Source organism: Mesorhizobium sp. M0239 (genome assembly GCF_040321815.1).
In the GTDB taxonomy this organism is placed as follows: Bacteria; Pseudomonadota; Alphaproteobacteria; order Rhizobiales; family Rhizobiaceae; genus Mesorhizobium.
The window spans coordinates 1-19,943 of sequence record NZ_JAMYSG010000015.1 but is presented as its reverse complement, the minus strand read 5'-3'; the positions used below and the strand labels follow the sequence as shown (position 1 = coordinate 19,943).

Annotated in this window: 17 protein-coding genes and 1 tRNA gene; 7 read left to right on the top strand and 11 right to left on the bottom strand. The window is 62.9% G+C overall.

Annotated elements, in window-relative coordinates:
* Window position 1 precedes the first annotated feature (1 nt).
* The 6 genes from NKI99_RS17190 to NKI99_RS17165 all read right to left on the bottom strand — a co-directional run bounded on the left by NKI99_RS17190 (window position 2) and on the right by NKI99_RS17165 (window position 7,178).
* Window positions 2–1,528 carry an acyl--CoA ligase gene (locus NKI99_RS17190; protein ID WP_352611499.1) on the bottom strand — a complete coding sequence of 509 codons (1,527 nt, stop codon included), beginning with the start codon at window positions 1,526–1,528 and terminating at the stop codon, window positions 2–4.
* 90 nt (window positions 1,529–1,618) lie between these two features.
* A complete protein-coding gene (gene ggt / locus NKI99_RS17185; RefSeq protein WP_352611498.1) occupies window positions 1,619–3,205 on the bottom strand; it encodes a gamma-glutamyltransferase in 1,587 nt (528 codons plus the stop codon).
* Between the two features lie 47 nt (window positions 3,206–3,252).
* A complete protein-coding gene (locus tag NKI99_RS17180) occupies window positions 3,253–4,053 on the bottom strand; it encodes an ABC transporter permease (protein WP_352611497.1) in 801 nt (266 codons plus the stop codon).
* The gene (locus tag NKI99_RS17175; RefSeq protein WP_352611496.1) at window positions 4,050–4,976 is read right to left on the bottom strand and encodes an ABC transporter permease; all 927 of its coding nucleotides are present in this window, start codon (window positions 4,974–4,976) and stop codon (window positions 4,050–4,052) included. The genes NKI99_RS17180 and NKI99_RS17175 overlap by 4 nt, the downstream gene beginning before the upstream one ends.
* Window positions 4,976–6,058 (bottom strand): ABC transporter ATP-binding protein, encoded by a 1,083-nt coding sequence (locus tag NKI99_RS17170; protein WP_352611495.1) that lies wholly within the window; start codon window positions 6,056–6,058, stop codon window positions 4,976–4,978. The genes NKI99_RS17175 and NKI99_RS17170 overlap by 1 nt, the downstream gene beginning before the upstream one ends.
* A gap of 79 nt (window positions 6,059–6,137) precedes the next feature.
* Window positions 6,138–7,178 carry an ABC transporter substrate-binding protein gene (locus NKI99_RS17165; RefSeq protein WP_352611494.1) on the bottom strand — a complete coding sequence of 347 codons (1,041 nt, stop codon included), beginning with the start codon at window positions 7,176–7,178 and terminating at the stop codon, window positions 6,138–6,140.
* Window positions 7,179–7,417: 239 nt separating this feature from the next.
* Between NKI99_RS17165 and NKI99_RS17160 the strand changes: the two genes are divergently transcribed.
* Window positions 7,418–8,119, top strand: a complete 702-nt coding sequence (locus tag NKI99_RS17160) for a GntR family transcriptional regulator (RefSeq protein ID WP_352440618.1) — start codon at window positions 7,418–7,420, stop codon at window positions 8,117–8,119.
* Between the two features lie 62 nt (window positions 8,120–8,181).
* On the opposite strand, the gene NKI99_RS17155 is transcribed toward NKI99_RS17160, so the two are convergent.
* Window positions 8,182–8,946, bottom strand: a complete 765-nt coding sequence (locus NKI99_RS17155) for an SDR family NAD(P)-dependent oxidoreductase (protein ID WP_352611493.1) — start codon at window positions 8,944–8,946, stop codon at window positions 8,182–8,184.
* Between the two features lie 168 nt (window positions 8,947–9,114).
* Between NKI99_RS17155 and NKI99_RS17150 the strand changes: the two genes are divergently transcribed.
* Window positions 9,115–9,969 (top strand): alpha/beta fold hydrolase, encoded by an 855-nt coding sequence (locus tag NKI99_RS17150; protein ID WP_352611492.1) that lies wholly within the window; start codon window positions 9,115–9,117, stop codon window positions 9,967–9,969.
* Window positions 9,970–10,108: 139 nt separating this feature from the next.
* Here the strand turns inward: NKI99_RS17150 and NKI99_RS17145 are convergent, their stop codons facing one another.
* Together NKI99_RS17145 and NKI99_RS17140 are read right to left on the bottom strand one after the other, a co-directional pair.
* Complete coding sequence (locus tag NKI99_RS17145) at window positions 10,109–11,299, bottom strand: glycerate kinase family protein (RefSeq protein ID WP_352440615.1); 1,191 nt, start codon at window positions 11,297–11,299, stop codon at window positions 10,109–10,111.
* A 1-nt stretch (window position 11,300) separates the two neighbouring features.
* Window positions 11,301–12,827, bottom strand: a complete 1,527-nt coding sequence (locus tag NKI99_RS17140) for an SLC13 family permease (protein WP_352611491.1) — start codon at window positions 12,825–12,827, stop codon at window positions 11,301–11,303.
* Between the two features lie 113 nt (window positions 12,828–12,940).
* Here NKI99_RS17140 and NKI99_RS17135 point away from each other — a divergent pair, with 113 nt between their 5' ends.
* The gene (locus NKI99_RS17135) at window positions 12,941–14,545 is read left to right on the top strand and encodes a sensor histidine kinase (RefSeq protein ID WP_352611490.1); all 1,605 of its coding nucleotides are present in this window, start codon (window positions 12,941–12,943) and stop codon (window positions 14,543–14,545) included.
* Complete coding sequence (locus NKI99_RS17130) at window positions 14,523–15,203, top strand: response regulator transcription factor (protein ID WP_352440593.1); 681 nt, start codon at window positions 14,523–14,525, stop codon at window positions 15,201–15,203. Before NKI99_RS17135 ends, NKI99_RS17130 begins: the two co-directional genes overlap by 23 nt.
* Window positions 15,204–15,350: 147 nt before the next feature.
* Here the strand turns inward: NKI99_RS17130 and NKI99_RS17125 are convergent.
* Window positions 15,351–15,427: transfer RNA gene (locus NKI99_RS17125), tRNA-Arg, on the bottom strand.
* 277 nt (window positions 15,428–15,704) lie between these two features.
* Window positions 15,705–17,207, bottom strand: a complete 1,503-nt coding sequence (locus tag NKI99_RS17120) for an ATP-binding protein (RefSeq protein WP_352440594.1) — start codon at window positions 17,205–17,207, stop codon at window positions 15,705–15,707.
* Window positions 17,208–17,485: 278 nt separating this feature from the next.
* Between NKI99_RS17120 and rpmH the strand changes: the two genes are divergently transcribed.
* Genes rpmH through yidC form a run of 3 tightly spaced genes read left to right on the top strand, consistent with a single transcriptional unit; the run spans window position 17,486 to window position 19,816 of the window.
* Window positions 17,486–17,620 (top strand): 50S ribosomal protein L34, encoded by a 135-nt coding sequence (gene rpmH, locus NKI99_RS17115; protein WP_008833937.1) that lies wholly within the window; start codon window positions 17,486–17,488, stop codon window positions 17,618–17,620.
* 16 nt (window positions 17,621–17,636) lie between these two features.
* Window positions 17,637–17,990: a ribonuclease P protein component gene (gene rnpA, locus NKI99_RS17110; protein ID WP_013528505.1), complete on the top strand. Its 354-nt coding sequence runs from the start codon at window positions 17,637–17,639 to the stop codon at window positions 17,988–17,990.
* A gap of 14 nt (window positions 17,991–18,004) precedes the next feature.
* Complete coding sequence (gene yidC, locus NKI99_RS17105; RefSeq protein ID WP_352440595.1) at window positions 18,005–19,816, top strand: membrane protein insertase YidC; 1,812 nt, start codon at window positions 18,005–18,007, stop codon at window positions 19,814–19,816.
* The last annotated feature ends 127 nt before the right edge of the window (window positions 19,817–19,943 follow it).

The window sequence follows — 19,943 nt, the reverse complement described above, 5'->3', positions numbered from 1 at the left end:
GTCAAAGCCCGAGTTTGGCAGCGAGGCCGATGCGCTGCAATTTGCCGGTCGCGCCCTTGGGGATCTCGTCCAGGATCAGGATCTTGCGCGGCACCTTGAAGTCGGCAAGCCGCGTCGCGGCATAGGTGCGAATGTCGCCCTCGGTGGCACTGATGCCTTCGCGCAGCACAACCGCCGCGGCCACCTCCTCGCCAAGCTTGTCATGCGGCATGGCGAAGGTGACGACCTGCGCCACCGCCGGATGGTCCATCAGCACGTCGTCGACCTCGAGCGGCGAGATCTTTTCGCCGCCGCGGTTGATGATCTCCTTGAGCCGTCCGGTGACCCTGAGATAGCCGTCCTCGTCGAGCACGCCCTGGTCGCCGGTGTGGAACCAGCCATGCGCGAAAGCCGTGGCGTTGGCATCCGGGTTCTTTTCGTAGCCCGCCGTGACATTGGGTCCGCGAATGACGATCTCGCCGGTCTCGCCGGCTGCGAGCAGCCGCCCGTCGGGTGCCATCACAGCCACGTCCGGACCGCCGGAGGCACCGACGCTGCCGGGCTTGCGCTGGCCCGGCGGCAGCCGGTTCGACGCCATCTGGTGCGCGGCCTCGGTCATCCCGTAGGATTCGATCACCGGGCAGCCGAAGGTCGCCTCGAGCTCAGCCATCACTTGTGCCGGCAGCGACGCCGAGGACGAGCGGATGAAGCGCAGACGCGCCGCCGCCAGCGCCTCGGTGTTGCGTGCCGCGCGGGGCAGGATCGCCTGATGCATGGTCGGCACCGCCGTGTACCAGCTCGGCTGCGTCTCGCTCAGCCACTGGAAGAAGCGCAGCGGGTTGAAGCCGGGCGTGCAATAGATGCTGCCACCGGCAGCCAGCGACGACAGCACGGCCGCGATCAGGCCGTGAATGTGGAACAGCGGCATGATGTTGAGGCAACGATCATTGGCTGTCAGGCCAAGCGTGCCGCCGATATGGGCAGCCGAGGCTGCGATGTTGGCATGGCTGAGCGGCACCAGTTTTGGCCGCGACGTCGTGCCGGAGGTGTGCAGCAAAAGCGCGATGTCGCCGTCTTGCGCCATGTCGGGTGATGCCGGGGGTCCGATCGCCGCGCCCTCGATCGCAAAACTGCCGGCGGGTGTGGCGGGCTGCACGACAAGCCGCAGCACGCCGATGCCGAGGCGTTCGGCCACCGTCACCGCCGGTCCGGTCTCGCCCTCCGCGACAAGGATCGCCTTGGCGCCGATGTCGGTCAGGTAGAAATCGAGCTCGTCGGCCCGGTAGGCGGGGTTGAGCGGAGCCGTCGAGGCGACGGCCGCCACGGCGACGAAGGCGGTGGCCATCTCAGGCCCGTTCGGCAGCACGATCGCCACCCTGTCGCCCCGGCCGATGCCGCGCGCATGCAGCTGTTTTGCCGTGTCGGCGATCAGGCTGCGCAATCCGCCATGGCTGAGCGTGGTTCTTTCAGGTGCCGAAATCGCCGGCGCGTTGTCGGCGCCGGCGGCGAGACGGCGGGAGAGATCTGCGTGGGTTTCGGCTTGGGTCATGATCACCGGCTGGATTTCGAACGACTATTGGCGGGAGCCCCGCTGACGGGCTTGCCTCGATACGGATACGCCATTGGACAACGGATTGCGTCAGTAGCCAAGCGCCAAACCATCCTTGCGCGGATCGGAAGCGCCGGTCAGCGTCCCCTTCTCCCAGTCGATCAGCACCACCTGCCCGCCGCCCAGCGGATGATGCGGCTCGGCTATGCGATGGCCACGCCGGCGCAGGCCCTCGATCGCTTCGCTGGGAACGCCACGCTCGGCCTCCACCGTATCGTCATTGTAGAACACCCTCGGCGCATCCAGCGCCTGCTGCGGGTCCATGCCGAAGTCGATCATGTTGGTCAGCAGATGGACATGGCCGAACGGCTGGTAGCCGCCGCCCATGACGCCGAACGGCATCACGACGCGGCCGTTCTTCGTCGCCATGCCCGGCATGATCGTGTGCATCGGCCGCTTGCCCGGCGCGATCGCGTTCGGATGCGCAGGCTCAAGGCGGAAGCTGGAACCGCGATTCTGCAGCACGACACCGGTCTTCGGGCCGACGACGCCGCTGCCGAACGAATAGTACGTCGAGTTGATGAAGGAGACAGCGTTGCGGTCGCGGTCGACGATGGAGATGTAGACCGTGTCGCTGCCGGGCAGCTCCACGCGCGGCAGATGCGTCATGGCGCGGTCGCGGTCGATCTCGGCGCGCAGCCGGTCGGCATAGGCGCCGGACAGGAGCTCTTTGACCGGCACCGGGACATGGTCCTGGTCGCCGAGATAGCGGTCGCGGTCGCGATAGGCCAGGCGCCCGGCCTCGATCTCCAGATGCAGGCGCTCGGCGCCATTGGGGTCGAGTCCGCCAAGCTCGAAGCCCGACAGCAAATTGAGCATCAAAAGCGCCGTCAGCCCCTGATTGTTCGGTGGCATCTGGTGGATGTCATGGCCGCCATAGGAGGTGCTGACCGGCGCCACATAATCGCCTCGGGTCGAGGCGAAATCCTCGGCCGAATGAAGTCCGCCCAATTCGTTGAGCCGGCTAACCATATCATCGGCGACAGCGCCTTCATAGAAACCGGCGCGGCCGTGTTTGGCGATGATGCGCAACGTCGCCGCCAGTTCCGGCTGCCTGTGGATGTCACCCGCCTTCGGCGCCTTGCCGCCGGGCAGGAAGATGCGCGCGGCATGCTCGTCGGCCGACAGGTCGGTTTCCGGTTCGGCCCAGTCGAAGGCGACGCGGTCGTGCACGACATAGCCGTTCTCGGCATAGTGGATGGCCGGCGCCAGCGCCTCGGCAAGGCCCTTGCGGCCATGGTCCTCGAGCAGGCGGCTCCAGGCATCGACGGCGCCCGGCACGGTGACCGAATGCGGCCCCTGTTTCGGAAGCTCGCTAAAACCCTTGTCCAGATACCAGTCGACCGTCGCCTTGGCCGGCGCCCGCCCCGAGCCGTTGAAGGCCAGCACATTGCCTTGTCCCCCGGGAGAATAGAGCACGAAGCAGTCGCCGCCGATGCCCGTCGATTGCGGCTCGACCACGCCCTGCACGGCGGCGGCGCAGACGGCGGCATCCATGGCGTTGCCGCCGAAGCGCAGCATGTTGATGGCCGCAAGGGTTGCAAGCGGATGCGAGGTCGCGGCCATCGCCTCGGTGGCGCGAACCGGCGAGCGGCCGGGAAACTGGAAATCACGCATTCTGTCTGGATATCCCATGGTCACGTCTGCGAATTGGTCTGGTGAAATCAATGCCGCCGGCCGAAGATCTGCGCAACCGACAACAGCACGACCGAGAGAACGATCAGGCAGGTCGAGATGGCAGCGATCGTCGGGTCGATCTGGTCGCGCAGCGCGTTGAACATGCGGCGTGTCAATGTCGTGGTCTCGCCGCCCGATATGAACAGCGAAACCACCACTTCGTCGAAGGAGGTGATGAAGGCAAACAGCGCGCCCGAGACGATCGAGAAGCGGATCTGCGGCATCGTCACCTGCCAGAAGGCGGCGACGCGGCCGGCGCCAAGGCTGCGCGCCACCCGCTCCTGGTTCATGTCGTAGGAGCGCAATCCCGACAGTACCGTCAGCACCACCAGCGGCAGCGCCTGTACCGTATGCGCGATGACCAGGCCGGTCAGCGTGTTGTTGAGCCCGATGCGGGCATAGAGGAAGAAGGTGCCGATGCCGATCAGGATCACCGGGACAATCAGCGACGCGGTCAGCAGCGCGTTGATGGTGCCGTTGAAGCGCAGCGTACCCCTGTTGATCGCATAGGCGGCCGCGGTGCCGAGCGGCGTCGCGACGAGTACGGTCATAACAGCCACCTTGACCGAGACGATCGTGGCGTCGCGCCATTCCAGTGAGCCGAAATAGGTCTGGTACCAGCGCAGCGACCATTGCTGCGGCGGGAATTGCAGCAGCGTCGAATCCGAAAACGACATGATGACGATAATGATCGACGGCGCGATCAGGAACAGCAGCACGAGGCCGCCGAGGCCGTAGAGCCACAGACGTTGCCGATGCGAGATCGGCAGGCCGACATCCTCGCTCATCGTGAACTCCACACGCCTGTGGCGCGCGCGCCGAGCAGCCACTGGAACAGGCCGAGAAGCGCCAGCGTGACCACCAGCAGCACCACGCCCAGTGCTGCACCCGCACCCCAGTTGGAATAGAGGCTGGTGGTCTGTTCCATGCGCATCGCCCACATGATGACCTTGCCGCCGCCCATCAGCGCAGGCGTGACGAAGAAGCCCAGGCACAGCACGAAGACGATGACCACGCCCGAGGCGAGGCCGGGCAGCGACAGCGGAAAGAAGATCTGCCGGAAGGTAGCGGCCGGGTCGGCACCGAGATTCATGCCGGCGCGCAGGCAGTCGGTGTCGATTGTCTTCATCGAGGCGTAAAGCGGCAGCACCAGGAACGGCAGCAGGATATGCGTCATGCCGATGACGACGCCCGAAAAATTGTTGGCGAGCGACAGCGGCTGGCTGATCACGCCGAGGTCGATCAGCCAGCTGTTGATCAGGCCCTTGCGCTGCAGGATCACCAGCCAGGCATAGGTGCGCACCAGAACCGATGTCCAGAACGGCAGGATGACGAAGATCAGGCAGATCGACGCCGCCCGGCGCGGCAGCTGCGACAGCATGTAAGCCAGGGGATAGCCAAGCAGAACACAGGCGCCGGTGACGATGAAGGCGACCTTGAAGGTGGTGATGAAGGTCTTGATGTAGGAGGCCTGTTCGAAGAAGCGCGCATAATTGGCGGGACTGAAGGCGCCGGCTTCGTCGAACAGCGACAGCCAGAACAGCCAGCCGATGGGCACGATGATGATGGCGAAGACCAGCAACAGGCTCGGCGACAGCAGCGCCAGCAACCGTAGTGACTCACGCCGGGCGTCGGCGCGAAGTGCCTGCTTGTTGAGCTCCCGGCCTGCGGCGCTGCCAATCTCTTCCATGAGGGCGGGCTGCGCGCTCATCAGTCCGCCGCCACCAGGATGGTGTCCTGCGCATCGAGACCGAACGAGACTGGCTGGCCGGGCGCGGGCATTTTGGCCAGCACATCGCTGCGGCAATAGTCGCGCAAAGTCAGCTGCCGGCCGTCGCGCAGCACCGCATAGCAGACGAAGCTGTCGCCCTGATAGATGATGTCGCTGACTTTCGCCTCGAGCACGTTGATGCCGCTTGTCGGTTTGGCGTTTGCCAAGAGCCGCAGCTTTTCCGGCCGCACCACCATCAGGTGCTGGCCTGCCGCCGGCAAGGGTGCCGCGGTGTGGATTCTCCGGTCCTCATACCAGACGGAGCCGTTGCGATACTCGACCGGAATGAAATTCGATTCGCCGATGAAGCCGGCTACAAATTGCGTGTGCGGCCTGGCGTAGAGGCTTTCGGGCTTGTCGAGCTGTTCGATGCGCCCGGCGTTCATCACCGCGATGCGGTCCGACATGGTGATGGCTTCACGCTGGTCGTGCGTGACATAGACCGTGGTCATGCCAAGCCGCCGGTGCAGGCTGCGCAGCTCGATCTGCATGTGCTCGCGCAAGCCCTTGTCGAGCGCCGACAGGGGCTCGTCCATCAAAACGATGCGCGGTTCGAAGACGATGGCGCGCGCCAGCGCCACGCGCTGGCGCTGGCCGCCGGAGAGCTGGTCGACCCGGCGCTCGCCCAGCCCCTGCAATTTCACCAGATCGAGCGCCTTCTCGACACGCTCGGCCGTCTCGGCGGCGGCGACGCCGCGCTGCTTCAGCGGAAAGGCGATGTTGTGAAAGACGTTCATATGCGGAAACAGCGCGTAGTTCTGAAACACCATGCCGATGTTGCGCTTGTGCGGCGGCGTGGTGATGATCTCGTCGCCGCCGACCCTGATCGAGCCGGCATTGGCCCGCACGAAACCGGCCAGGATCATCAGCAGCGTCGTCTTGCCGGAACCGGAAGGCCCCAGCAGCGTCAGGAATTCACCAGCCTCAACGTCGAGGTTGAGGTCGCGCAGCACAGGCACGCTGCCAAATCGTTTCTCGATCCCGCGCATGCCGATCGGCAACGCGGATGGCGCAATGGACAAGATTTTTCTCTCCCAGGGGCTGAGGCGGCGAAAGCAGGGCGAGGCGTCGCCCTGCCGTGGTTTGGATTGCGGCCGCAGCCTATTGCTGGATCAGATTGTTGAACTTTTCCGTCGCCTCGACCAAATTGTCGCGCCAGAATTCTGCATCCTGCAACACCTGCTTCTTGACGTTTTCGGGCGCCGAATTGATATCCTTGATCCTGTCCTGCGGGATCTTGCCGGTCTCGAAAGCCTTCTCATTGACCGGGCCATTGTCGACATAGAGCGGCAGATTGGACTGCAATTGCGGGCTGACGAACATCGCCAGCGCTTTCATCGCGGCTTCCTTGTTCTTGGCGCCCTTGGGAATGACCATGCAGTCGGCGGTCAGCACGCCCTGGTCGAAGGAGAAGCTGACCGGCGCGCCTTCCTTCTTCAAGGTGCCGGCACGGCCGTTCCAGATGCTCGCCATGTCGACTTCACCGTCCTTCACCAGCTGCATGGCCTGCGCGCCGGAGGTCCACCAGGCGTCGATATGGCCACGGATCTTGTCGACGGATTTCAACGCGCCGTCGATATTGACCGGATAGACCTTGTCGATCGGAATGCCTTCGGCGAGTGCCGCGACGCTGAGCGTCTCGGTCGCCTGGCTGCCGCTCAGCGCACGCCGTCCCGGAAACTTTTCCGCGTTCCAGAAGTCGGCCCAGGTCTTCGGGCCTTTGTCGCCGAACACGTCGGTCCGGTAGATCAGCACGACCGACGTGTAGGAAATGCCGACCCAGTCGTCATGGACAAGCTTCGGGTTGATGCCGCTCTTGTCGATGATGCCGTAGTCGAGCTTCTCGAACAGCCCTTCCTTCGAGCCGCGCGCACATTCGTCGGCGCCAAGTTCGGTGATGTCCCACTTCACCGCATTGCCGGTCACCTGCAGCCGGACGTCGTCGAGGCCGTTGGTGGTGTCTTCCTTGATGGTGATGCCGAGCGCGTCGGCGGTAGGCTTGAAAAACGCCTTGGTCTGCGCCTCCTGGTAGGTGCCGCCCCATGAGGCGACGGTGATGGTGTCGCCCGCCATGGCGGGGGCCGCGAGCGAAGCCATGAGGCCCGCCATCGCAACGATACTAACGCTTCTGGTCCTGTTCATTTTTTCGGCTCTCCAACCGGTGTTCCCATTGTTTTTGATTTGGCATGCTATTTTGTATACAATTTTGAGTGTAGCCTAGCGATCGATGTTGTCAACACCGCCGGCTCGATCGAATTCACGGGTTTCGAGCCGGACAAGGTGGCGAGGAACGGCGTCGCCGGGGGCGTGGCAAATTATGCCGACTGCGGCTACAGCTATGCGTGTTCCGGCTGAAAGGCCGGAGAAGTGGGAAGGGAAGCTTGGCCAAGAAAACCAAAAATACGTTGCGTGACTCGGTCTACTCCGCGCTCAAGGCGATGATCGTGACCGGCCAGATTCCGCCGGGCTCGCGCGTCACCGAAAACGACATCGCGGCGAAGCTGACTGTCAGCCGCACCCCGGTGCGCGAGGCCTTCAACCGTCTCGAGCGCGACGGGCTGGTCACCGGCCGGCCGCGCCAGGGCTATGTCGTCACCGAGTTCGACATCAACATGTTCCGCGAGGCCTTCGAGATCCGCGAGCTGCTCGACGGCCACGCGACGGAACTGGCGGCAGCGGCGGCGACGGACCAGGACAAGGCACGGCTGCGCGCCATGCTGGCCGAATGCGAGCGGCTGGCCGCCATTCCGGAGCGCACCAACAGGGAAAAATTCCAGGAGCTTGAGGTCGGCATTGACCTGCACCGCGTCATCGCCGAAATCAGCGGCAATGTGATGCTGCACGGCATGCTGTGCGGCATCCTCGACAAGTGCCAGCACTATGTCTGGACCGAACTTTTGTGGCTGGACGAATGGAAGATCGCCCGCGACGAGCATGCCGAAATCGTCGATGCCATCTGCGCTGGCGACGCCGCCAGAGCCGGCACGCTGGCGCGCGCCCATGTGCGGGGCTCGCGCGACAATGTGCTGCGCCTGCTGCAGGCCAAGTCGGATTATCGGAACTTTCTGGCCAAGGCGTCTTGAGGGGTGAGGAACTTGGGCGAGGCCTGCCCGCCGACCGACCCTGACGACAAGCGCCTTTGAGCTTAGCCCTTGCGCTCCTGAAGGCGGTTGCCGCCGTCGACCACCAGCAGGGCGCCATTGACATAGCTGGCACCTTCCGAGGCCAGGAACACCACCGCTGCGGCCACCTCATCCGGCCGCCCGGCCCGCGCCGGCGGCGTATGCAGGGCGGCTTGCCGCTCCATCTCGCTCGACGAACCCGTTTCGATCCAGCCGGGCGCCACGGCATTGACTGTTACGCCGCTTTTCGCCACTTCCAGCGCCAGCGTGCGCGTCAGGCCGACCATGCCGGCCTTGGCGGCGGAATAGGCTGATGTGCCTTCGAAGGATACCAGCGGTCCGGTGACGGACGCCACATTGACGATGCGCCCGTAGCCCGCTTCGACCATCGCCGGCAGAAAGGCCTTCGTGACGAGGAATGCGGTCTTCAGGCTGACGTCGATCCCCTGGTCCCAGTCGGCCTCGGTCATGGCGAGAAACGCCTTGTCGACCGAGGGCGATGCCAGCGAGCCCATGCCGGCATTGTTGACCAGGATACCGACCGCCCCGACATCGGCCCGCAGCCGCGCGACATCGGCAGCGATGGTGAGATCGGCGACCACGGCTTTGGCATCGATGCCTTCGCGGCAAAGCTCGGCGGCGCGATCGAGCACGCGCGTACTGGCTCCCGTGAGGAAGACCGCATGGCCGCCACGGCCGAGCTGCCGGGCAATGGCAAAGCCGATCCCGTCGGCCGCACCGGCCCCGGTGATAAGTGCGCGCTTGGTGTTGGTAGAGGAGATGGTCAAATCAGGCTCCGCTGGTTTCCGCTCCCGGTCTTACCACGCGCTTTGGGCAACAGCCCGCGAGGATTTGGCTTTGCAACATTCCACGCCGCTTTGAGTTCTCTGAAAATCCGAAAGTCGAACCGAACGAAGCGTGCAGCTTGGCGATCGCGTGGGCGTGGAGGAAAGGACGTGCCGGAGATCCAGAAAATATCCTTGTCCTCTGGCGGCGAGGTGGCCGTCCGGACGGCCGGCGATGTTTCCAAGCCCGCGCTAGTCCTGTTGCACGGCTTCCCCAATTCCTCTCGGATGTTCAGCGACGTGACCGCCAGGCTCTCCGGCACCGTCTATGTCGTTGCGCCTGACCTTCCGGGCTTCGGCGCATCCGATCTCCCATCCGAGCCATCGTTCGACATGCTGGCCAACGCGATTGAAGAGCTGCTTGCGAGTCTCAACGTGGGCCGCAGGTTACTCTATTTGCATGATTTCGGCGCTCCGGTGGCTTTTCAGCTCGCCATGCGCGCTCCGGAACTTGTCGAAGGCCTCATCATTCAGAATGCCAATGCCCACCGCTCCGGCTTTGGTCCGCAGTGGGCAGCCACATTGGACTTCTGGGCTGCGCCGAATGCCGGCAACGAGGAGGCCGCCACCGCCCATTTGACCCTTGAGGGAACCCGCGACCAGTACGTCGCCGGCCTGCCACCCGAGATCGCGGCGCGGATCGATGCAGAGCGTTGGATTGAGGACTGGCGGGTCATGTGTCTACCGGGACGGCTTGATCTGCAGAAGGCGCTGCTGGCCGACTACGGCCGATATGTCGACCGGTTTGGGGAGGTGGCTGACTATCTGGCGAAGCATCAACCTCGAGCCATGCTTCTTTGGGGTCGCCACGATGTCTTTTTCGACATTGCGGAGGTTCAGTCCTGGCTCATCGACCTTCCTCGGATGGAGGCTCACATCTTCGACGCAGGCCATCTCCTTCTGGAGACGCAGGGGCCCAGGGCTGCAGAGCTGATACGGGAGTTCGTCGATGCGGGCTCGCCCTGAGCCGTATACTTGCGTAGGTCCGGGCAAGTCGCGAAAGCAATGCGACGACGTAAACCGCTGTTGATGTGAGCCTTCACATGGCCCAGGAAATTTCGGGCCGAAGCCGCACGCCTCGCGGCCTTGGGCGAGACAAGACCCATTATCTGAACTTAAAAGCGCGCGCGGCCCACATCAGCCGCATCGCCTGTTCGGCGGCGTTCGCCAGCAGCATGTCGGCGTCACGGATCGCATCTTCGAGGGAACATGGCCGGCGAAGAATGCTAAAGAACGCATCAATGCCAATTTCGTGGGTCGCCTCGGCGCCCAGTCCGACCGTGCCGGCCAAGGCAATCACAGGCAGATTGTAACGTTTCGCGCGCCGTGCAATCTCCGCCGGCACCTTGCCAAAGCCAGTCTGTCCGTCCAGACCGCCCTCGGCCGTCATGACCATGTCGGCATCTGCCAGTCGGCGATCAAGATCAATATACCGCCGGATAAGATCAAAGCGTGGCTGCAGCCGCGCTCCAACAAAGGCGTGAAGCCCGGCGCCAAGTCCACCGGAAGCTCCTCCGCCGACAAGCGGCGCTACGTCGATGCCGAGGTCGCGGCGGACGATATGAGCGAGATTTTCCATGCCCTGATCGAGCAACGCCACCTGGTCAGGGGTTGCACCCTTTTGCGGACCAAATACCCGAGCGACGCCTCTCTCGCCGAGCAGCATATTGTAGGGGTTCACGGCGACGTCGATACGAACATTCGAAAGGCGGCGGTCACGATCGGAAAGATCGACGCGAGCGAGTGACGAAAGCGCCGAGCCGCTCCCCGAAATAGAGTGGCCGTCCCCGTCGAGCAAGCGCACGCCTAGAGCTTGGGCCATCCCCATTCCCGCATCGTTGACGCCCGAGTCACCGCAGCCGATCAGAATCCTTTCGGCGCCAAGATCGAGTGCCACATGAATCAACTCCCCCACCCCATAACTTGTAGTACGGGTCGGGTCGCGCATGTCCGTGGGAACGAGCCGCAGCCCGGCAGCCGCCGCAATCTCCAGAACAGCCGTCCGCTTCTTTCCTCGGCCGAGAAAACCGACGGTCGCCTCCACAGGTTGCCCGACTGGCCCCGTGACGGTGACGGAATGCAACTCACCATGGGACAGCTCAACAAGCGTACGCGTAAAATCCTCGCCTCCATCCACCATCGGAAGGCTAAACACTTTTGCTGTCGGAACCGCATTGCGGACGCCGCGCGCCAATGCATCGATAACATCACGAACGCCGAGGCTCTCCTTAAAACCAGACGGTGCGACCAGCACTCGAAGCCGTTTTCTCTTCTTCGGCTCTTTCTTTTTCGACATGCTATGACCCTCCGGAAACTTGCAGACCGAGCGTGATGAGCAGACCTTGGATCATTGGCCACGCGCCCACCGCGAACACGACGATCAAAAGGAATTGCACCGGCAGCAGGACGGCGCTCAGGAGGGCCAAGTCCCTCGGGCCGTAGCCTTCGTCGTCGAGTCCCCCGAAAAGCGCGACCGGCTTCGCGCAGATCATGAGCGTTTGGCAAAAGCCGGTCGCTGAGACGAGCACAAGCATCGCAAGGAGGGGGTCGAGCCGCGCTGTCGACGCAATCATCAGAACCGGAGGCAGCAGCACCGATACGCGCGCCGTGCGACTGTGAATAAGGAGATGGCTGAAAAGGCCCAGCAAAGCGAGCAACGAGAGGAGGGCCAGCGGCCCCAAGCCGACGACCCGCAGTGGGTTCACCGTCGTCTCGATCAACCATTGATGAAGACCCGACGCCACCAGGCCGTCTGCCAGGCAGATGGTCGCCGCAAGGAACAGGAGCAGCTTCCACTCGGTACTCCTAATGGCATCGTCAAACCTCACCGCGCCGAGCCCCGGAAGCGATGCGGCGAGAGCGCCGCTGAGTGCGATGACGGTGGCATTGAGCCCGTGCAAAGATTCGGTCAGCCACGCGATGACAACGCCCGCGGCGATCCAGAGTATCGGCTGCCGTGCCAACCCGACCCCATCATTGCTTACCGTCGGCAGCAAAAGCGCTGCCCGCCGTTCTGCGGGTGACAGGAAAAGCCGGAGAAGACACTCAACTGAAACAAAGGTGCTCACGGCCGCAAACGGCAGACCGAGGGCGATCCATTCCAGGTAGCTCACCTTCACCCCTGAGAGGCGGTCGACCATTTCGATCGCCAGGAGATGGGCACCGGCCCCCACGGGCGACGCAAAGGCCGAGAGGAGAATAGCAGTGGGAGACAACAGCGCGAATGCCCTTCGCAACCGAGCATTTCCACAGCGCCCCGCAACCGCTTGATAAGCCGGGATCATTAAGGCTGCCCGACCCGACGTTGACGGAATAATGAAGGCTGTGGCGACCATGACCGCCGCCAAAGCATACGCGACCGCGCGAACCGACCGCATGCGCCCTGTCACGAGGCCGAGGATGCGATCCGCGATCCCACTTGCCTTGACGGCGGCCGCAAGGATGAAAGAGGCGAGCAACAGCCAGATCAACTCATCCCCAAGCGCGTGAAACAGCGCCCCGGGATCACGATTGACGAGCAGCGCCATTGCCAGTCCGGCGACGATAGCAACGAAGGTGTCGTCGAACGGCGTCAAGGTCCAGCCTATGATCGCGACAAGCAGGATCTCGAGCGCTCGCCGAGCGTCCGATGGGAGAGCGGGGAGGCCGAATTCGATACTGACAACGACGAGACATGCACCGATTCCGATCAGCGCGGCGCGCCACACCGGCCAGACCGCCGTCATCTTTTTCCCGACAAGGGAGCCGATCTCAGCCTGGAACTCTACTTGTACCAACCGAACCTCTTCGAGCTTGTCGCCGCTCCGGCGATCGGACAGGCGCACGGTCGTCGCACGTCCCAGCGTTCGAATTTAGGGGCTTCTGGTTAGACGGGCGGGAGAGCTCCGGTTAGAATTTGGTGAGAGACGCTAGTCGATCGCCAGCAGGGATCACCCGCATGACTGTTCGAGGTCGCATCCTCCTTTTTCAAATTCTCATCCTCGCCCTCGTCGGGCTGATTTCCGGATTGGCACTCGCCACACTGCACCTGACGGAAGAATTCGTCCGCCGCGTAGACAGCGTCCACGGACGGTTTGAGGCTCTTGCGGAACTCAATGGCCAGGCCAACAACTACACCGAGCAAGTGGCCGAGGTCCTGCTGCTCGGGCCTGAGCAGATGCCGGATTTCGAGGCGGCACGAAGAGAATTGTATTTTGGATTCCATAAGTTGGAAGGCGCAACGCGCGAGGAACTTGGTGCGCTCGGCTTTTGGAGCGACAGAAGCCAGGAGGAGGGCGAACTCGAGTTCGTCGGCCGCATCAAGGCGCTGTTTGAAGCTATCGATCGAGCTGCCCAACGGCTGTTCAGCCAGCGATCAAGAGGCGAGCCGGCAGGCATCGTGGAAAGCTTCCGAAATGATGTAGAGCATCGACTGGAGAGCGATTTCGAAGGAATGATCGAGGCTGCCTTGCACGAGGAGCGCAGCGAAGTTGGAGCGGAACTCGAACGGGTTCGTGGTGCGCAATGGCATCTGCTGCTCATGACCGGCGGCTCCTCCACCTTGCTCATGCTGGGCAGCCTGGGCTTCGGCCTCGTTCTGCGGCGGTCGATCGCCGCACCTGTGCGTGAGCTGAATGAAAGTGCCAAAGCCATCGCCGCGGGTAAGCTTCACCATCGCATCCCCGCAGCCGGGCGCGACGAGTTCGCTTCCTTGTCGCGAAGTTTCAACAGCATGGCCGAGGCACTTGAGATCGAACGTGCCGCTCTGATTTCGGTCCAGGGTCGGCTGGAGGCTGAAGTTCAGCTGCGCACGCGCGAGCTTCGTGAAGCGAATAAACAACTCAGGGCTCTCAACAGCCGGCGAATCCAATTTTTTGCGGAGGCAAGCCATGAGCTACGCACGCCGCTGACGATTCTCCGTGGAGAGGCGGATGTTGCCCTTCGCGGCCAACCGCGTGTTCGACCTTACGGGGAGGCCTTGAACCGAATCCGCAACTACGCCGAGGATATGGCTCGCAACCTGGAGGACCTTCTCGCCGTCGCCCGCTCTGAAGCGGAAGATATGAGCTTCTCGTCGCAAATCATCGATGTCGGCGAGGTTGTGAAGGCGGCCGTTCAGGAAGCGTCCGTACTCGCTACCCCCAAGCAAATATCCGTTGATCTCTCACTTAACGCAGACCATAGCCTCATTCGAGGGGACGCCCAGCGCCTCAAGCAGGCGCTGCTGATCGGCTTCGACAACGCCATAAAGTATTCAAAACCACACCAGACGATCTCGGTTGAGATGACCGGGCGCGACGGCGCGCTTGAGATTGTCGTCCGCGATAGCGGTTCAGGCATCGGTGCCAGTGATCTTCCGTTCGTGTTTGACCGCTATTATCGCGGACATGCTGGCGAGAGATCTGTTGCCGATGGGCTCGGTGTTGGCCTTGCGATCGCCAAGAAGATCATAGACAGGCATGACGGCACGATCGGCCTTGAACGGATTGAGCCTTCGGGAACCCTCCTCAGAATTAAACTCCCGCTGGTACAACACACCGATGATTCGAATCCTGATCGTTGAAGACGACCGGCGTGTTTCCGATTTCCTCCGCCGAGGGCTGGAGGCAGAAGGCTTTCACGTGAGTGTCGCGGAGGACGGTCGAGAGGGATTGGCCGCCATTCGCACGGATCCGTTCGATCTGGTGATCCTGGACCGCCTGCTCCCCTACCTGGATGGTCTTGAACTGTGCCGGATCGTTCGATCAGAGCAGTGGCCGGTTCTCATCCTGATGCTGACGGCCAAAGAGACAATCCAGGATCGCGTGGATGGGCTCAAGGGGGGTGCCGACGATTACCTGACCAAACCGTTTGCCTTTGATGAACTGGTGGCCAGGATTGATGCCCTGCGCCGACGCCGTCCGGGAACAGGGGAGGAGCAGTCGCTTCGAATCGGCGGCCTCAACCTCGACACGAGCGCTCGCCGTCTAACGGATGGCGACCGGGAAATCCGCCTCACCCGACGTGAATTCGACCTTCTGCACTTCCTGATGCTTAATGCGGGAAAAGTGGTTAGCCGCCAGCGCATCCTCAACAATGTCTGGTCATACAGCTCCGAACCCGGGACTAAGATCGTGGAGGTGTACATTCGCTATCTCCGGGCCAAGCTGGGACCAAGTGCGTCAGCCGGCATTCAGACTGTCCGCGGGGTCGGCTACATGCTGGTTGAGCGGAAGGCATAGAAGCGGAGCCAAATTCCTGGCGACCAACTTGTCTGCTGGCTGCGACATGTTTCAAAGGAATCGTTCATCCAAATCGGCTGAATTTCGGAATTAAGCCAGTGCCGCAGCCGGCTGAGGCAAAATGCCAAAGATTTCAATTGGATGGAATGGCGCGCCCGAAGAGATTCGAACTCCTGACCCCCAGATTCGTAGTCTGGTGCTCTATCCAGCTGAGCTACGGGCGCGCAACAGGCCATGCTTTCCATGACCCCGCAATCCGATCGTAAACGACCGGTCGCGACGAGACGTGTTCCCTAGCGACTGAATTTCCGAAAAGCAAGTCGATCCGGCAAAAGTTTTGTCACAAGTGCCTTTGTTGACGATGACGGCCCGGATCCCGGCGCTTGAAATGGCTCCGGAGTTGAGCCCGAACTCAATCCTTGAAGGGAAGAGCGCCGATCCCTGAGAAAAGGAGCGCCGGACCCGGAGGCACGAGCATCGGAGCAAAACGCGCCCGAAACATCATGCCGGGCGGCGCAGGCCGTTGCGGGCCTGGTCGAGCCGGACCGGCTGGTCGGGAATGGTGACCGCGAATGTGGTGCGTCCGCCGATGCTCTCGACCAGCTCCACCGTGCCGCCATGGGCGCGGATCAATTCATGCGCGATCGCCAGGCCAAGGCCGGTGCCGCCGCTGCGGGCCGAGCCGCGGAACGCCGCGAACAGGTTTTCCCGCGCCTTCGGCGGCAGGCCGGGGCCGGTGTCGCTGACGGCAATGCGGCTGACGCTGCCCAGGCGCACGGCCGACACCGCCAGGCGGCGCACCAGGGCGTTTTCGCTGTCGGCCGCCATCGCCTGCACGGAATTCCGGCACAGATTGGTCAGCACCCTGAACAACTGGTCGGAATCGGCATCGACCTCGAAGGTCGGCTCGACCGAATTGACGAACTCGATGCCTTGCTCGATGTCGAGCAAGCCTTGCACGTCCTCGACCAGCTGCCGGAGCCGGAGCCGGCGCCGCGCGGGCGGCGGCTCCTGCGTGCGGCCGTAGTGAAGCACGCCTTCGGAATAAGACACGGCGCGGTCGAGTGCGCGCAGCAGTTTCGGCGCGAAGGCCTGCACGGTCGGATCCTTGACCTGGCGCAGGCGGTCCGACATCAGCTGCGCCGAGGCCAGGATGTTGCGCATGTCATGGTTGATCTTGGAGACCGCGAGGCCGAGGTCGGCAAGATGCTTCTGCTCGGAGAGCATTTTTTGCAGCCGCTCCTGCATCTGCGACAGCTCGCGCTCGGCAACGCCGATCTCGTCGGCGCGGGCAGCCGGATGGATGATCCGTCCGGGATCGTCGGGCGCTTCGGAGAAGGACAGCATCGAGCGCGTCATGGTCCGGATCGGCCCGATCATGATCAGGTCGATGGCGGCGTAGACCAGCATGGCGGTGAACAGCGAGATCAGCAGCGAGACGAAGGCGACGTTGCGCGAATAGCGCAGCATCGCATTGCGCAGGCTGTTGTCCGGCATGATCAGCTCGAACTCCTTGTCGGACTCGCCGACCGGGCCGAAGACGCGCAGCATCCGGTCGCCGCCGAAAAACAGCGTGTCGAGCGCGCCGGTCATGCCCTTGATCATGCCGATCGAAGCGATATCGATGTGTTCGTCGACCTTCGGCGGCATTTCGGCCACCACCAGCAGCCGCGAGACGCCGCCGTCGCGCACCGCGATCGCCTTGGCGCCGATCGCCATCAGCACGTCGTTCTGGGCCGTGCGCGACAGCGAGGTGGATTCGCCTTGCACCAGCACGATCGACACCGCCGCCGCCGTGCTCAGCCGCTCCTTCAGCCAGTTCAGCCGGTAGCTGGCGATCCAGGGCAGGAAGATCAGCACTTCGGCCAACAGCACGAAGACGATGGTCAGCAGCAGCAGCTTGGTCGACAGGCCGCGCGACAGCGGAACCGTGCGCACGGTGGCTGGCGCCTCGGTGGACCCCGCCGTGCCGATCCCTTCCTGTGCCTGTATGGTTTCGCTCATGCGGCTAATGTCTTCACGATCACTTGATCAACGCAGATTAGGCGATTACGGCTTTCTTGCCAATTTCATCCTTGGTCGCAAACATAAACCGGCCTGAACGGAGCCGGATTGCGCCCGACGACTCCGGATTGACTTCCAAAAGCCTTCTTTCTATAAGCCCGCACACGCTCGGGCCATTCGTCCCGGCGCGGTTTCGATCGCGCCAAAGCCGGCCCGGCAAAGCTCCTGTTACACAGTGACAGAATCAAGAAGGGCCGCACCCCGCGGTATTAAAACAAATGAAGCGTACCTACCAACCGTCTAAACTCGTCCGCAAACGTCGGCACGGCTTCCGTGCCCGCATGGCCACCAAGGGTGGTCGCGGCGTCGTCGCAGCTCGCCGCAACCGCGGTCGCAAGCGGCTCAGCGCCTGAACGGAAGACGAGATCGTTGCCCGCATCCGGCAAGCCAGTGGGACCAAATCCCAAGCGGCTTCTGAAGCGCGCGGAATTCCTGGCCGTCCGTCGTGGTGAAAAGCGACGCGGGCGGCTTTTTCTCGTTGAGGTTCTCGACCGCGGCGACGGCCTGTCGCCGCGCGTCGGCTACACCGTCACCAAGAAGGTCGGCAATGCGGTTGTCCGCAACCGTGTCCGGCGGCGGCTGCGAGAAGCCGTCCGCACGCATGCTGCAAGTGACATGGCGCCTGGCAATGACTATGTCATCGTCGGGCGCGAAGACGTGCTTACCACTCCGTTCGGCCAGTTGAAGGCCGAACTCTCCCGCCGACTGCGCGGAACACGATAGGCCAAGGGCTTTCGATGGAAAACAACCGGAACTTCTTCATCACCATCGCGCTGTCGGTGCTGATCCTGGCGGTATGGCAATATTTTTACGTGTTGCCGCGCAGCGAAGCGCAGCGCGAGGCAGCCCGCGTCGAACAGCAGCGCGTCGAGGAGCAGAAGAAGGCCGCCGGCACAAATCCCGGTACCGACACCGGAACGCCCGTCGCCCCTGGCGCCATTCCCAACGCACCGGGAACAGACGCCGTCACGCCGGCCGGCCGCGAACAGGCACTCGCCACGACCACCCGCGCCAGGATCGACACGCCGAGCCTCGAGGGTTCAATCAACCTGACCGGCGCCCGTCTCGACGACCTCAAGCTCAAGCACTACACTGAGACGGTCGACAAGAACTCGCCCGAGATCAGCCTGCTCAACCCGGCGGCACTGCCCAATGGCTACTATGCCGAGATCGGCTTCGTCGGCAACGACAAGACCGGCGCGGTGCCTGGTCCCGAGACTGTGTGGGCCGTCGACGGCAATGCGACGCTGACGCCGACGACCCCGGTCACGCTGACCTATTCGAACGACAAGGGCCTGACCTTCAAGCGCACCTTTTCCGTCGACACCAACTACATGTTCACGGTGTCCGATACGGTGCAGAATGCGGGCACGGCCGCTGTCTCGCTGTCCAATTACGGCCGCGTCACCCGCTTCGACAAGCCGCTCGTTGCCAGCACCTATGTGCTGCATGAGGGCCTGATCGGCTTCACCGGCACCGAAGGCCTGCAGGAGCACAAATACGCGTCCATCGAGAAGGACAAGCAGTTCACGCCGGGCAAGTCGACCGACGGGTGGCTCGGCATCACCGACAAATACTGGGCGGTGACGCTGGTGCCGACGGAGAAGCAGCCGTTCCAGCCGCGCTACGCCTATTTCGAGGACGGCCGCCATCGCTACCAGTCCGACTTCCTCACCGACCCGATCACCGTCGATGCCGGCCAGTCGGCGACGGTGGAGAGCGAAATCTTCGCCGGCGCCAAGGAAGTCGGCAAGATCAACGCCTATGCGGAAGACCGTCATATCAAGCGGTTCGATCTCCTGATCGACTGGGGCTGGTTCCACTTCATCACCAAGCCGATGTTCTGGCTGATCGACACGCTCTACAAATTCTTCGGCAATTTCGGCCTGGCCATCCTCGCCACCACCGTCATCGTCAAGGCCATCTTCTATCCGCTCGCCAACAAGTCCTACGCGTCGATGGCGAACATGAAGAAGGTGCAGCCGAAAATGCTCGAGATCCGCGAGAAATACGCGGACGATAAGATGAAGCAGCAGCAGGCGATGATGGAGCTGTACAAGACCGAGAAGATCAACCCGCTTGCCGGCTGCTGGCCGGTGGCGCTGCAGATCCCGGTCTTCTTCTCGCTCTACAAGGTGCTCTACATCACCATCGAGATGCGGCACGCGCCGTTCTTCGGCTGGATCCAGGATCTGGCCGCACCCGACCCGACGTCGCTGTTCAACCTGTTCGGCCTGATCCCGGTCACCCTGCCGCACATGCTGATGATCGGCGTCTGGCCGCTGATCATGGGCGTCACCATGTTCCTGCAGATGCGCATGAACCCGACGCCGCCGGACCCGACGCAGGCGGCGATCTTCACCTGGATGCCTGTCATCTTCACCTTCATGATGGCGGGTTTCCCGGCCGGCCTGGTCATCTACTGGGCCTGGAACAACACGCTGTCGATCCTCCAGCAGGGCATCATCATGAAGCGCCAGGGCGCCAAGATCGAGCTGTGGGACAATCTGGTCGCGCTGTTCCGAAAGAAACCATCGCCGGCCGAATAGAAGCGCAGCGCTTTCTCCAGCCTCAAAGCCCCGCTCGCGCGGTAATGCAGTTCACTTAAGTTGGGCTGGATGAGGATCTGGTAAGACCTATCGAACAGGATGGAGATTCGTTTCCATCCTGTTCGTG

Coding starts and splice junctions, on each gene's coding strand:
- NKI99_RS17190 (WP_352611499.1), bottom strand. CDS start 1,528: ATGACCCAAGCCGAAACCCACGCAGATCTCTCCCGCCGTCTCGCCGCC.
- ggt (WP_352611498.1), bottom strand. CDS start 3,205: ATGCGTGATTTCCAGTTTCCCGGCCGCTCGCCGGTTCGCGCCACCGAG.
- NKI99_RS17180 (WP_352611497.1), bottom strand. CDS start 4,053: ATGAGCGAGGATGTCGGCCTGCCGATCTCGCATCGGCAACGTCTGTGG.
- NKI99_RS17175 (WP_352611496.1), bottom strand. CDS start 4,976: ATGAGCGCGCAGCCCGCCCTCATGGAAGAGATTGGCAGCGCCGCAGGC.
- NKI99_RS17165 (WP_352611494.1), bottom strand. CDS start 7,178: ATGAACAGGACCAGAAGCGTTAGTATCGTTGCGATGGCGGGCCTCATG.
- NKI99_RS17145 (WP_352440615.1), bottom strand. CDS start 11,299: ATGTCGAAAAAGAAAGAGCCGAAGAAGAGAAAACGGCTTCGAGTGCTG.
- NKI99_RS17135 (WP_352611490.1), top strand. CDS start 12,941: ATGACTGTTCGAGGTCGCATCCTCCTTTTTCAAATTCTCATCCTCGCC.
- NKI99_RS17130 (WP_352440593.1), top strand. CDS start 14,523: ATGATTCGAATCCTGATCGTTGAAGACGACCGGCGTGTTTCCGATTTC.
- NKI99_RS17120 (WP_352440594.1), bottom strand. CDS start 17,207: ATGAGCGAAACCATACAGGCACAGGAAGGGATCGGCACGGCGGGGTCC.
- rpmH (WP_008833937.1), top strand. CDS start 17,486: ATGAAGCGTACCTACCAACCGTCTAAACTCGTCCGCAAACGTCGGCAC.
- yidC (WP_352440595.1), top strand. CDS start 18,005: ATGGAAAACAACCGGAACTTCTTCATCACCATCGCGCTGTCGGTGCTG.